The organism is Glycomyces buryatensis (assembly GCF_004912275.1).
GTDB classification, from domain to species: domain Bacteria; phylum Actinomycetota; class Actinomycetes; order Mycobacteriales; family Micromonosporaceae; genus Glycomyces; species Glycomyces buryatensis.
This window is the reverse complement of the sequence record NZ_STGY01000016.1, coordinates 34203-46785: the sequence shown is the minus strand read 5'-3', so window position 1 is coordinate 46785 and position 12583 is coordinate 34203. Positions and strand designations below refer to the sequence as shown.

8 protein-coding genes are annotated in these 12583 nt (G+C 67.9%); 7 read left to right on the top strand and 1 reads right to left on the bottom strand.

Going from position 1 to position 12583, the window contains the following annotated elements:
• Positions 1 to 147: 147 nt before the first annotated feature.
• From FAB82_RS04555 to FAB82_RS04525, 7 genes are all read left to right on the top strand, one after another.
• Entirely contained in the window at positions 148 to 2253 is a 2106-nt protein-coding gene (locus FAB82_RS04555; protein ID WP_211116372.1) for an alpha-galactosidase, read from the top strand.
• A 10-nt stretch (positions 2254 to 2263) separates the two neighbouring features.
• On the top strand, positions 2264 to 3580 hold the full coding sequence (locus FAB82_RS04550; protein WP_136533356.1) for an ABC transporter substrate-binding protein: 1317 nt from the start codon (positions 2264 to 2266) through the stop codon (positions 3578 to 3580).
• 248 nt (positions 3581 to 3828) lie between these two features.
• A complete protein-coding gene (locus FAB82_RS04545) occupies positions 3829 to 4734 on the top strand; it encodes a carbohydrate ABC transporter permease (protein WP_211116371.1) in 906 nt (301 codons plus the stop codon).
• A gap of 77 nt (positions 4735 to 4811) precedes the next feature.
• On the top strand, positions 4812 to 5645 hold the full coding sequence (locus FAB82_RS04540) for a carbohydrate ABC transporter permease (RefSeq protein ID WP_136533376.1): 834 nt from the start codon (positions 4812 to 4814) through the stop codon (positions 5643 to 5645).
• 116 nt (positions 5646 to 5761) lie between these two features.
• Positions 5762 to 6772, top strand: coding sequence for a LacI family DNA-binding transcriptional regulator (locus FAB82_RS04535; protein WP_136533355.1), 1011 nt, complete (start codon positions 5762 to 5764; stop codon positions 6770 to 6772).
• A gap of 109 nt (positions 6773 to 6881) precedes the next feature.
• On the top strand, positions 6882 to 8939 hold the full coding sequence (locus FAB82_RS04530; RefSeq protein ID WP_136533354.1) for a beta-galactosidase: 2058 nt from the start codon (positions 6882 to 6884) through the stop codon (positions 8937 to 8939).
• Positions 8940 to 9056: 117 nt separating this feature from the next.
• Positions 9057 to 10781, top strand: a complete 1725-nt coding sequence (locus FAB82_RS04525) for a HEAT repeat domain-containing protein (RefSeq protein ID WP_136533353.1) — start codon at positions 9057 to 9059, stop codon at positions 10779 to 10781.
• A gap of 104 nt (positions 10782 to 10885) precedes the next feature.
• Here FAB82_RS04525 and FAB82_RS04520 read toward each other — a convergent pair whose 3' ends face one another.
• Positions 10886 to 12466 (bottom strand): carbohydrate-binding protein, encoded by a 1581-nt coding sequence (locus FAB82_RS04520; RefSeq protein ID WP_136533352.1) that lies wholly within the window; start codon positions 12464 to 12466, stop codon positions 10886 to 10888.
• Positions 12467 to 12583: the final 117 nt, after the last annotated feature.

Here is a 12583-nt window from a genome sequence, read left to right as displayed (position 1 = left end):
GTCACGACCTTCGATCGCAGGTAGACCGTACCGATTTTTGATAACGATTTCAAGACACAACTTGAAATCGATTTCAAATATGGCTATCGTTTCGACTGCAATCGCGACCAGGCGGTCGTCTCATGGCCGCCGAGACAAAGGGGTGCCGTGACTGAGCAGTTGTCTTGGGGCAGTTCCCATCTCGAGCTCCGATTCGAGTGGGACACCGACTCTCCCGTGCGCACCGTGCGCCTGACGAGAGGCGATGAGGAGCTGGCCGTCCATGCGATGCCGCTGGTGGAGATCCTGACGGCCGACCAGGGCCACGTGCCCGCGTCCGACCGACTCGTGCACACCGAACTGGGCTCGCACCTGCGCTACTCCTCCCACGCCGAAGAGACCTTCGAAGGCGGCCGCAGACTCCAGATCACGCAGGTCGCGGACGGTGTCGAAGCGCTGATCACCCTCGAATCGCTCGACGCTGCCCCCGCCGCGATCCGCTCCAGCGTCACCGTCGCGGCCACCGGCGAGCGCCCGATCGTGCTCCGATCGGTCGCCTCCCTGTCGATGGGCTTCACCCCGCGATACGGCGCGGACGACAAGTTCGACGGCTGGCAGCGCCTGTCCGGCACCGGCGACTGGCTCGGCGAGGGCCGCTGGACCCGTACGCCGCTGCGCGGCCCCGACTTCCCGCCGCTCGCCGAGGACCTCACCGGGCACGACCCGCGCGGCGCCCTCACCGTCACCTCCGACGGGACCTGGTCGACCGGCCGCCACCTGCCGGTCGGCGCCGTCGAATCCGCGGACGCCGGGCTCGCCCTCATCTGGCAGATCGAGCACAATGGCGCCTGGCGCTGGGAACTCGGTGAGGACACCGCTGGCGGCTACTTCGCCCTCTCCGGCCCGACCGACGCCGACTCGTCCTGGACCCGGCTCCTCCGCAGCGGCGAAACCTTCACCACCGTGCCCGCGACCATCGCGGTCGGAACGGCCTTCGAGGACGCCCTCGCCGCCCTCACCGACTTCCGCCGCGCCGCGCGCCGCGAACACCCCGACAACGCGGCCATGCCCGTCATCTTCAACGACTACATGAACACCCTCAACGGCGACCCGACCACGGACAAACTGCTTCCGCTCATCGCCGCCGCCGCCGAGGCGGGCGCCGAGACGTTCTGCATCGACGCCGGCTGGTACGACGACTCCGGCCACTGGTGGGACACCGTCGGCGAATGGCTCCCCTCCACCACCCGCTTCCCCGGCGGCTTCGGCGAGGTCATCGACGCCATTCGCGACGTCGGCATGGTCCCGGGCCTGTGGCTCGAACCCGAGGTCGTCGGCGTCCGCAGCCCCATCGCCGATTCCCTTCCGCGCGAAGCGTTCCTGCTGCGGCACGGCCAGCGCGTCGTCGAGCACCACCGCTACCACCTGGACCTGCGCCACCCCGCCGCCGTCGCCCACCTCGACGCGGTCGTCGACCGGCTCGTCGCCGACTTCGGCGTCGGCTTCTTCAAGTTCGACTACAACATCAACCCCGGCCCCGGCACCGACCACGAGGCCGACAGCGTCGGCGACGGCCTGCTCGGCCACAACCGGGCCCACCTCGCCTGGCTCGACAGCCTCCTGGACCGCCACCCGGACCTGGTCATCGAGAGCTGCGCCTCCGGCGCGATGCGCATGGACTTCGCGGTCCTGTCCCGCCTCGCCATGCAGTCCACCTCGGACCAGCAGGACTTCACCAAGTACCCGCCCATCGCCGCCGCCGCGCCGATCTCGATCCTGCCCGAGCAGGCCGCGAGCTGGGCCTACCCGCAGCCGTCCATGACGGACGAGGAGGCCGCGTTCTGCCTCGTCACCGGCCTGCTCGGCCGCTACTACGTCTCCGGCCACCTCAACGAGATGACCGGCGGCCAGCGCGACATGGTCGCCACCGCCGTCGCCACCGCCAAGGACCTGCGCGCCTTCATCGCCGCCGCCCACGCCCACTGGCCCGCCGGACTGCCCGGCTGGACCGACCCGTGGGTCGCCCTGGCCCTGCGCCACGGCGGCGAGGAACTCGTCTCGGTCTGGCGCCGCGGCGGCCCCGCCGCCACCGAACTGCACTTCCCCCACCTGGCCGGAAGCGACATCACCGTTCAGACCGTGTTCCCCGCCGACCTTCCCGAATGGAAGACCGACTGGGACGCGGCGACCGGCACCCTCACCGTCCAGGCGAACGACACCGACATCGCGGCGCGCACCCTGCGCCTGACCGCACATTCCCTCTCACGGAAATAGGAGCAATTCAATGAAGAACAAGTTCCGCAACGTGCTGGCGCTCGCCGCCGCCGGAACCCTCGCGCTCTCCGCGTGCTCGGACCCCGGCGCCGACACCGGCTCCGGCGGCCCGGTCGACTGGCCCGCGCAGGACGCCGACCTCTCCGGCACCACCCTCACCATCTGGGCCGCCCAGAACTCGAACACCGTGCCCGACAGCGTGATCGCCGGCTTCGAAGAGCTCACCGGCGCCGAGGTCGAGGTCGTCACGATCCCCGACCCCTACGAGCAGGGCGTCCAGACCAAGGTCGCCACCGGCGACAAGCCCGACCTGGCGTTCTGGCAGCCCACCGCCTCGCAGCTGACCGCGCTCAACGCGTCCCAGAACCTCCAGGTCCTGGACGACGCGCCGTGGCTCGACTCCTACCAGCCCGAGCTGCGCGACATGACCGGCCTGCTGGACGACACCCGCTACGCCGCGCTGATCACGACCCCGGCCGTCGAGGGCGTCTACTACAACAAGGAGGTCTTCGAGGCCGCCGGGATCGACCCGGCCTCCATCACCGACTGGGACTCCTTCATCGAGACCGCCCGCGACTTCAAGTCCGAGGGCACCACCCCGTTCTACGAGATGGCCGCCGACCAGTGGGCCACCCAGTGGTGGGTGCAGACCCAGCTGGCCGACGCCGCAGCCGACGGCCTGTGGGACCGGGTGAACTCCGGCGAGGAGAAGTTCACCGACCCGACCATCCAGGGCGCCATCGACAACTTCAAGGCGCTCATCGACGAAGGCCTGTTCAACGAGGACATCAAGACGGCCACCTTCGAGGACCAGGGCGAGGCACTGCTCAACGGCGACGCCGCCATGGTCATGCAGGTCAACTCCTACTTCGGGCAGCTTCAGTCGCTCGCCGACACCGACGAGCTCAACCAGAAGATCGGCTTCTTCCCGATCTCGCCGTCCGGCAACGTCGGCACGTTCATCCCGGACCAGTCGAATGCGCTGGTGGCGTTCAAGACCGGTGACGAGCAGCGCGAGTCCGCCGCCCGCCAGCTGCTGTCCTACTGGATGGGCGACGGCTACGAGGAGTTCGTCAATGCTCAGTCGACGGTCTCCCTCCAGGAAGGCGTGGAGACTCCCGCCGGCGTGCCGGACGCCCTGCTGTCCGTGAGCGAATCGGTGGGTTCCTCGGTCGGTTCCATGCAGGCGCTGGCGATCGCCAACCCGGACCTGTACATCTACCTGGCCGACATGATCCAGGGGACGAAGACCCCGGTCGAGGTCGCCGAGGCGACCCAGAGCCAGTTCGCCGAGCTCGCGAAGGCCCAAGGCGCCGAGGGCTTCTAGCCCAGTTCACGGGGCGCCGGCCCGCGCCGGCCGGCGCCCTCGATCCCTAGGTGGGTGGTCGCCGATTGTGCAGGAGCATTGCCCGGTCTATTTTCCCGCTCCCGTCGTTATCGAACGTCCGCTTACAACTCTCGGTAGGCGAACATTCGGCCGCCTAGGGAGCGGAAAAATATCCTAGCGCACTGCGGACCTCCCCAATCGACGACCACCCACCTAGCCGCGTCAGCCAGAAAGGAATCGCCAGCACCGTGGCCACGAACCTCAGTCTCACCAAGGGGGCGCCCCGCTCCCGCCGTCAGGACCATCCGCTGTGGTTCCTGATCCCCGCGCTCGCGATCCTGGTCGTGTTCTTCTTCGTGCCCACGTTGTTCAACTTCGTGTACGCGTTCACCGACTGGTCGAGCTTCAAGAGCGCCATCAACTTCGCCGGGGTCGACAACTTCACCTCGTTGTTCTCCAACGGCACCCTGCTGAACTCGCTCAAGGTGACGCTGATCTACGCGGTGCTGGTGGCGATCCTCCAGAACGCCTTCGGGCTCGGGCTGGCGCTGCTGCTGGAGCGCGACACGCGCGTCAACCGCGCCGTCCGGGTCGCGTTCTTCGTCCCGGTGATCATGTCGGCGCTCGCGGTCGGCTACATCTTCCAGGCGCTGCTCAAACCCGACGGGGCGCTCAACTGGATCCTGGGTTCGCTCACCGGTGCCGAGGTGACGATCCCGTGGCTGGGCAGCACGACCTGGACGATCGTGGTCGTCGCCGTCGTGCACGCGTGGAAGTGGATGGGCCTGTCGATGCTCATCTACCTGGCCGGGCTCAAGACCATCAACGAGGACATCCTGGAGGCGGCCCACCTCGACGGCGCGAGCCGCTGGACCATGTTCCGCTCCATCAGGTTCCCGCTACTCGCCCCGGCCGTGACGTTCAACGTCGCGACGGCCCTGCTCGGTTCGATGAACGGCTTCGACATCGTCCAGGCGACCACCGAGGGCGGCCCCGGCGGGACCACCGAAATGCTGAACATCTTCATCTTCCGGACCTTCGGGCAGGGACTGTTCGCCCAGGCCACGACCATGAGCCTGGTGCTGTTCCTGATGGTGACCATTCTGGCCTTCCCCGTCATCCGGTACCTCCGCAAGCGAGAGGACGTCCTGTGACCGTCACTGCTCCCACCGCCACCGCCACCCGCACGTCCTCCCCGAAGCAGGACCGGACCCGCTCCGCCGGAAGCACCGTGCTGGCGCCGGCCAAGGGCCCGCGCGGGCTCATCCAGCCGATAGCCGCGATCCTGACGGCGCTCCTGGTTCTGGGCGTCCCGTTCTGGCTGGTCATCGCGACCGCCTCCAAGAACCAGTCGGAGGCCTTGAACCCCAACCTGTCGGCGCCGACCGACTGGCAGCTGTTCGAGAACTTCGGCAGCGTCTTCAGCGACGGCCGGATGATGGCCGGCTTCTTCGGGAGCCTGCTGGTGATGGTCCCGTCCGTGTTCGGGGTGCTCATCCTCGGTTCGATGGCCGCCTGGATCCTGGGGCGCCGCGGCGGGAAGCTGCTCGCGGCCGTCTACGCGCTGGGCATCAGCGGCATCGTCCTGCCGCCGGCGGTCGTCACGATCGTGCTCCTGCTGCGCCAGCTCGGCCTGGCGGGCACCGCCGTCGGCATGATCGGCGTCTACATGGGCATGTATCTGTCCACTGTGATCTTCTTCGTGACCGGTTTCGTCCGCACGATCCCGCCCGAGCTGGAAGAGGCGGCGCGGGTCGACGGGGCCGGGCCGGCGCGGGTGTTCGCCCGGATCATCCTGCCGCTGCTGCGGCCGGTGCTGGCCACCGCGACCATCCTGATCTGCCTGTACATCTGGAATGACGTGTTCTACGCGCTGTTCGTCGTCGGCGGGCGTCTCGACACGCTCCCGCTGAACCTCTACCAGGTCGCCAGCGCCGGGCTCTATCTCCAGAACTGGCACCTGATCTTCGCCTATATCATCCTTATGAGCCTGCCCCTGCTGATCACTTTCGTGATCGCGCAGCGCAAGATCATCTCTGGCATCACCAGTGGAGCGGTGAAATGAGCAAGAGCATCAGTGGAGCCGTGAAATGATCCGCTCCGGCAGGGGAGTGGGGCAATGAGCGCCGCCTTCGGCGGTGCGGTGCGATGAGCCTCAGAAAGGCGGCGAACGGAACGGCCATGGGACCCAGGAACCCGACGATCAGCGACGTGGCCGAGCGGGCCGGCGTCTCCGTCCCGACCGTGTCCCGGGTGCTGACCGGCGCCGCGCGGGTGAGCCCGCAGAAGCGGGAACTGGTCGAGGCCGCCATCGCGGAACTCAACTTCCGCCCCAGCTCCGCCGCCCGGGCGCTCGTCTCGCGCAAGTCCCGGACCATCGCCGTCATCGCGGGCAACACCTCGCGGTACGGCTACGCCGAGACCATCCGCGGGGTCGAGATCGCCGCCCGCGCCGAGGGCTACACGGTGATGATCATCGTGGTCGAGAGCGCCGACGAGGACGAAGTGGACCGTGCGGTCTCGGTGGTCCTGACGCAGACGCTCGCGGGCGTCGTGGTGCTCAAGTTCGACCCTCCCGGCGTGGCGGCGCTGAAGCAGATCCCGGCGGCGCTTCCCGTCGTGGCATTGTCGGGCACCCGGGAGACCGGGGTGCGCCAGGCGGTCCTGGACGAGGCCGCCGCGGCCGAGGAGCTCACCGACTACCTGCTGGGGCTCGGCCACCGGACGGTGCACCACGTGCGGGTTCCGCCGTCGCGCCGGGTCGACGGGCGCACGACCGGTTGGAAGCGCGCCCTCACCACGGCCGGGGCGCCGGTTCCGCCCGTGCACGATGCGACCTGGGATCCCAAGAGTGGCATCGCCATCGGCCGCGACCTCGCGGCCGACCCGAGCGTCACCGCCGTCTTCTGCGGCAACGACGAGATCGCCATGGGCGTCATGCGGGGCATTTCCGAAGCGGGCCTGCGCGTCCCGCAGGACATCTCGGTCGCGGGATTCGACGACCACCCGCTCGCCGAGCTGTGGTCGCCGCCGCTGACGACCGTGGAGCAGGACTTCTCCGGACTGGGCGGCCGCGGCTTCCAGCTGCTGCTGGAGGGCGTGGACGGCACCGGCGACCGCCGCTACTCGTCCGAGCGGCCCCGGCTCATCCTCCGCGACAGCACCGCGCCCCCGAGCCCGGTGCGCGGCTGAGTGAGCCCGATGCAGAGACAAGCCAGCCCGGCGCGAAGAGACGAGTAAGCGTTTTCTATCGTGAGTTGGCTGCACAATACAGTGAACGATCACGCCCCGAGGAGTACCTGTGTCTGACCCCGTCGATGAACGCCTCGATGGATTGCGCCGCCGGCTGGGAGGCCTGGCCTACGGCGGCGACTACAACCCCGAGCAATGGGACCGGGAGACCTGGAAAGAGGACGTCCGCCTGATGCGCGAGGCCGGGGTCAATCTGGTCACCGTCGGCGTCTTCTCCTGGGGCCTGCTCGAACCCTCGCCCGGCGTCTTCGACTTCGGCTGGCTCGACCAGATCATGGACCTCTTGGCCGGGAACGGCATCAACGTCGACCTGGCCACCCCGACCGCCGCCCCGCCGTCCTGGCTCGCCCACCGACACCCCGGGACCCTCCCGATCGACCCCGAAGGCCGCCGCACCGGCTTCGGCGCCCGCTGCCACTACTGCCAGTCGTCCCCGGTGTTCCGCGAGTACGCCGCCCGCATCACCGAAAAGCTCGCCCAGCGGTACGCGGGCCACCCCGCGCTCGCCATGTGGCACATCGGAAACGAGTACATCGGCTACCAGTGCCACTGCGAGGCCTCCGTCGCGCACTTCCAGCGCTGGCTCGCCGACCGCTACGAATCCATCGAGGCGCTCAATGACGCCTGGGGCACCGCCTTCTGGGGCCAGCACTACGAGACCTTCGACCACATCGGCGCCCCCGCACCGCGTTCACGCCTGATCTCCGGCCCCAACCCCGGCCAGGTGCTCGACTACTGGCGGTTCTCGGACGCGGCCGCGCTCGAATGCTTCACCGCCGAACGGGACATCGTCCGCCGCCACACACCCGACCTGCCGATCCTCACCAACTTCATGGGCTCCTTCAAGAACCTCGACTACTGGAAGTGGGCCGCCGCCGAGGACATCGCCGCGATCGACATCTACGCGGGCCCGCTCGCCCCCGACGGTGAGGTGAAGGCCGCCTACAACTTCGACCTCATGCGGTCCCTGCGCGGCGGAAAACCCTGGCTCATGCTGGAATCGGCCACCGGCCGCAACCTCTCCGGCGGCCGAAACCCGGCCCGCCCGGCCGGTCAGATCCGCGCCCGCTCGCTCCAGGCGGTGGCACGCGGCGCCGACTCGGTCATGTTCTTCCAATGGCGAGCCTCCCGGGCCGGCGCCGAGCGGTTCCACTCGGCGATGGTTCCCCACGGCGGCACCGGAACCCGGACCTGGCGTGAGGTCGTCGCGCTGGGAGAGGACGTGGGCCGACTGGCGAACCTGGCCGGCGGCCGCTGCGACCGCGCCGAGGTGGCAATGGTCTGGGACTGGGAGAGCTGGTGGGCCCTAGAAGGATTCGACCACCCGTCCTCGGACCTGCGCTGGACCGAGCGGGTCATGGAGCACTACCGGCCCCTGTGGGGAGCCAACGTCCCCGTCGACTTCGTGAAGCCGACGGACGACCTGAGCGAATACCGCCTGGTGGTGGTCCCCAACCTCTACCTGACCGACGAAGCGGGCACCGCGAACCTCACCGACTATGTGCGGGAAGGAGGACACCTGCTGATGTCCTACTTCTCCGGCATCGTGGACGAGTTCGACCGGGTCCTGCCCGGTGCCCACCCGGGGGCCTTCCGCGAACTGCTCGGCATCGAGATAGACGAATTCGGCCCGCTCCCCGAGGGCCGAACCAGCGGCATCGACCACGATGGCCACATCGGACGAGTGGTCGACTGGCAGGACCACATCGTGTTGGACGGAGCGCAGGCGCTGGCGGTCATCACAGACGGCGAGCTGCGGGGCCGGCCCGCGGTGACGAGGAACGGCTTCGGCTCGGGGACGGCGACGTACATCGGCGTCTCGACGGACCGGGAGACCATGCGCCGCATGGTGCTCGACTGCGTGAGCGATGCGGGCGCGAAGCCGCTCATGGACACCCGGGACGGCGTGGAGGTGGTGCGCCGCCGGGACAAGGACGGCCGGGGACACCTCTTCGTGCTGAACCACAATGCCGAAGCGGTGGAGATCGACCTGAAACAGGACGGGCGCCTCAACCTGCTCGAGGGTCAGGGAACGGCGGCGGGAAGGTTCTTCCGGCTGTCGGGCTACGGGGTGGCGGTCCTCAGCGAGGAGACGGAGCAGCGCTGAGCCGACGGCTCGGCGAATTCCGGAGTCATACCCATGCCATTCCAGCCCGATGACCGCCGCACCAGGCCGCTCCATTCCTCCACGCACCGAGGTCGAAGCAAGCGTCCGGTCGACACCTTGGCCCTGGTCGCGGCAGGTGCGGTCATTGCTGTCGTGACAGGGCTCTACTTCACGGGGCACGTCTCGGGCGAGGTCCTGGCGCTGATGTCGTTCGTGGCAATGGTGGTCGCCTTGCCCGGTCTGCTCATCCGCAAACGCGCACCGATGCAAGGTTGGCCCGCGGCGATGGAGCGGGCCCGATTCGACCGGAAGACTCTTTCGCCCTATCTGCCGGCCTTTGACGAACTCGACGGAGTCCCTTCCATGTTGCGAAAGACTCCCCGGATTTTGCGGTACTTCAACGCCTCCGCTGACCGCGGCAAAGCCGAGGCCGCCCTTGACGAACTGCTCTCACTCGGCCCGAACGCCTGGCCGGCGTTCGATCAAGCCGTTCGGAACTGGACTCGATTCCGCTCCGGCGGCACCGATCTCGCCATGGTCGGTGCATCCATGCCCGAGACGACGCTGGGACTGGCGCTGGCGATGGCATCGGGCGACGGTTACCGTCGTGCCGAGGTTCTGGAGTATTCGAACCTGGCTGAACATCCGCGGCTGTACCCGATGCTGCTGATGCGGACGGTCGACCATGTCGCACAGGTGCGCGCCCTCGCTATTGCGCTGCTGCCTGGTCTCCTTGCCGCAAGCGATGACGAAACGCTTGGTGCGATGCTCACGGTCGCTTGCCGACTCAGGGACCGAGCAGATGCGGCACCGATGCTCGGTCTGATCATCGAGGCGCTCCAGAATTCCAACGACGAAACACTCCTCGCCGTCCTCGCCGAATCGGATGGGCGGTCCGCCCGATGGGCCGGGAGGGCACTGACCGATCAGCGGCGCCTCCAGGCGCCGCACTTGACAGCGATCGCGACCGGACGATTCGACGATCGACTGCAGGAGGCCTGCGCAGAGGAGTTGGCGGATCAGGCCGTGTCGCTGGGCAGTCCAGACGCACTGCGGCCCCTGATGGAAGCTCGCTCCGGCCGCGTCCGCGCGGTGGTGCTGACGGGATTGGTCCGCCTCGAAGACTTCTCGGGGATCGAGGGGTTCCTGACCGATCGCAGTGCAGCAGTTCGCGCCACCGCACAGTGGGGTCTGCGCCGCGCGGGCCAAGATCCGGCCGCTCATTACCGTGCGCTCCTGCAATCGCCCATGATTTCGCCGAAACCGACCATCCAAGGTCTGGGCGAATGCGGCCAGAAGACGGATGCGGATCTGGTGGTGCCCTTCCTTGCCGACCCGCGCCCGCAGACCCGGGCAGCGGTCGTCAACGCACTCAAGCACCTCCACGCAGACCGCGAACTCTCCGGACTCCTGACCGATCCCGCGCCGTCAGTGACGCGCGCCGTGGTCGGATATCTCTTGGAACGGCGGACACTCCCGTCCCCTGCCGCCCTTCGCGAACTCATGCGACACCGCCATCCGGTCAACGTACGCAGGTCGGCCGCATCGCTCCTTCGTGAGCACGGGATCTGGCACCGAATCTGGGTCGAATTGACCTTGTACGACGACCCCGACACGCGACTGTCAGAGGACGGCCTGCGCGAACTGGACTACATGTGCCGTTACGAAGTCGCGTCGGTCACCGCGCCGATCGACGACCGACTACGTGGCGATCTCCGCGCGCTGGTCCAGACACGCGCGAACGAGTTGTACCCTGACACCCGCGAAACCCTGCAGTGGCTCCTGAACACCGCACGACCGCGGGCCGGACCGCAACTTGAACCCGGGCCCGAGACGGCTTGATGTTCCGTCCCTCTCGGCCGTTCATGCCTCGCATGGCAACGGCCGATCCGCCCCGACGAGAGAGCGGACCGGCCTGGGAATTTCTGGTTGGGACCTCGGACCGGCTAGCCGAAGGTCACGACCAGCCTCCCGTCCGAGGCGAAGGACCAGCGCAGTGTGCCGCTGTATGAGGAGCAGCGCGAGCCGTTCGAGCCGGACCAGAATTGGTTCGTGCCGTCGGCGGAGCCGATGATGCGGTCGGTCGAGCCGCTATTGCAGGAGGTGTTGTTGGTGAACACCGAAGAGCCGCCGTCGAAGTTGAAGTTTCGCTCTTCATTGTTGGTGCTGACATTGCCGGAGATCGTCATCGATCCCAGGTTTCGGTTGTAGGTGAACCCGTGCTTGCCGTTGTCGATGGCGAAGTTATTGCGGATGATGTGGTTGACCGAGATGTCCTCGCCACCCAGCTTGAAGCCGTTGCGGTCGCCGTTGCCGGCCTGCGAGCCGTTCGACAGCGTTCCATTGCCCCAGGCGAGCGAGTTCTCGATGGTCACGACGCCGATGGCCCCGGTGTCCGTCTTGGTGTAGAGGTCCCATCCGTCATCGATATTGTGGTGGGCCACGGTGTTGCGGAAGACGTTGCCGGACCCGACGGTCAGCTTGGCGGCGAAACCGTCCGCGTCCTCGCCGTCGGAGTCGGCATTGTCGTGCGACTCGGAGGTGATGACCAGGTTATTGGCCGGCCAATCGGCCTTCGGCGTGGTCGAGGCCGCCCGCGAGATCTGGAGGCCCGAGTCGCGGTTGAAGCGCGTGACGACCCGTTCGAAGACGTTGTTGCTGCCGCCCACGGAGATCCCGTTGTCACCGGCGCGTTCCACGATGATGCCGCGGACGTGCCAGTAGTCGCCGTTGACCGAGAGCCCGCGGGCGGTGGTGGCCTCGCTCTGCGCCGAGAAGTTCAGCACCGGGGTCTCGTTGTTGTACGCGAACAACTGGGTTCGGTCACCTGAGAGACCGTTGTTGTTCTCGCCGATGACGACGGTCTGGGAGTAGTTGTAGGTGCCGCCGCGCAGGTAGATGGTTCCGCCGGCCGCGACGCGGTCGACGGCGGAGGCGAGCGTGGTCGGGTTCGAGATGGTTCCGGCGGCGCCGGAGGTGCCGCTCGGCGCCACGTAGATCGCATCGCCCTGGGGCGGCGGGGTGGTCTCGCCCGGGTCGCCGCCCAGCTCGAAGTCCACGAAGTCGATATTGGCGAGTCCGTCCGCGCCGGTGGCGACCAGGCGGATGGTGTTGTTGCCGGCGTTGACCGGGACGGTCACGGTCTTCGTGGTCCAGTTGGCCCACGCGCCGGTCACCCCGTAGGAGCCGGCCGATTGGACGGTGGCGCCGTTGACCACGAGGTTCGCGGGCCGGTCGCCGGAGCCGCCATTGGCGTACCGGATGCCAAGGGTGGCCGTTCCGGCGCCGGAGGAGTTGATCGTGAACTGCGCGGCCGCGCCGTCGGCGTTGGTGGAGTTGCAGAAGCCGCTGCCGGAGTAGCCGGCGTGGTTGGAGTCGATGGTGCCGCCGCAGGTGGCGGGCGAGGTCTCCGCCTCGTAACGGGTGGAGGCCGCTTGTGCCGAGTTCATCGCGATCACCGTGGCGGCAATGGTGACCAGGCCGGTCAGCCCGGCCACCACCGTCGCTCTCACTCTTCTTCGGGACATGGCTGCGCTCTTTCTCAAGGAATTCAAGGGGGGATTGCCGAGGGTTATGCGGCGTGGCGGTCACGCCGGTCAGATCAGTGTAGAGATAGAACTGTCCATATTTCAATACATCGATGC

Bases quoted from the DNA above. Each gene is read 5' to 3' on its own strand.
- FAB82_RS04550 (WP_136533356.1), top strand. From the start codon at position 2,264: ATGAAGAACAAGTTCCGCAACGTGCTGGCGCTCGCCGCCGCCGGAACC.
- FAB82_RS04535 (WP_136533355.1), top strand. From the start codon at position 5,762: ATGGGACCCAGGAACCCGACGATCAGCGACGTGGCCGAGCGGGCCGGC.
- FAB82_RS04520 (WP_136533352.1), bottom strand. From the start codon at position 12,466: ATGTCCCGAAGAAGAGTGAGAGCGACGGTGGTGGCCGGGCTGACCGGC.